We start from the raw sequence: 438 nt of genomic DNA on the forward strand, positions 1-438 counted from the left end.
GCAGGGGGCAGGGGGAATGGAAAAAGAACCAATTAAAAGTCATGAAGACTTGGAAGTATACAAAATGGCATTTGATACAGCCATGAAAATATTTGAACTATCCAAGAAGTTTCCTGTAGAAGAGAGATATTCGTTGACCGACCAAATTCGTAGATCGTCACGTTCTGTATGTGCAAATCTGGCGGAAGCATGGAGAAAACGTCGATATGAAGCTGCTTTTGTAGCTAAGTTAAATGATTCGGAAGCAGAGGCAGCAGAGACTCAGACTTGGTTGAAATTTGCTGTCAAGTGTAGTTATTTAGATGTTGATACAGGTAAAGAACTTTATGGAAATTACAACCGAGTTTTAGGCATTCTAGTAATCATAATCAACAATCCATCCCCCTGGCTCATAAAACGCTAATTATCCATCATCTCCCTGCCCCCTGCTCCCTGCCC

Annotated in this window: 1 protein-coding gene; it reads left to right on the plus strand. The window is 41.3% G+C overall.

Annotated features, from left to right (window positions below; translation table 11 throughout):
* Positions 1–16 precede the first annotated feature (16 nt).
* A complete protein-coding gene (locus F8R90_RS27295) occupies positions 17–403 on the plus strand; it encodes a four helix bundle protein (protein WP_196513288.1) in 387 nt (128 codons plus the stop codon).
* Positions 404–438: the final 35 nt, after the last annotated feature.

Source organism: Nostoc sp. NZL (genome assembly GCF_015714705.1).
In the GTDB taxonomy this organism is placed as follows: Bacteria; Cyanobacteriota; Cyanobacteriia; order Cyanobacteriales; family Nostocaceae; genus Nostoc; species Nostoc foliaceum_A.